Origin of the sequence: Salifodinibacter halophilus (genome assembly GCA_012999515.1) — a bacterium.
GTDB classification, from domain to species: domain Bacteria; phylum Pseudomonadota; class Gammaproteobacteria; order Nevskiales; family Salinisphaeraceae; genus Salifodinibacter; species Salifodinibacter halophilus.
The window spans coordinates 1-272 of record JABEEB010000249.1; the positions used below are offsets into that span (position 1 = coordinate 1).

1 protein-coding gene is annotated in these 272 nt (G+C 67.3%); it reads left to right on the forward strand.

The features are described from left to right. Positions 1-248: hypothetical protein (locus tag HKX41_11520; GenBank protein NNC24761.1), on the forward strand; the 248-nt coding region annotated here is incomplete at its 5' end. Between the last annotated feature and the right edge of the window lie 24 nt (positions 249-272).

Here is a 272-nt window from a genome sequence, read left to right on the forward strand (position 1 = left end):
TCCAGCTGCATGGGCTGGAGAAGCGCCTGGGCGAGCGCGGCTTGAAGCTGGCGCTGAGCGAGGCGGCGTTGACCTTGATCGGCAACGTCGGTTTCGACCCGGTCTACGGCGCGCGGCCGCTCAAGCGTGCGGTGCAGCAGCAGATCGAGAATCCGCTGGCGCAGAAGATCCTCAGCGGCGAGTTCGTCAGCGGCGATACGATCCGGGTGGATGCCGCGGGCGGGCATCTGGTGTTCGCCAAGGGTTGAGGCGCGGGGTACATCGGAACGACG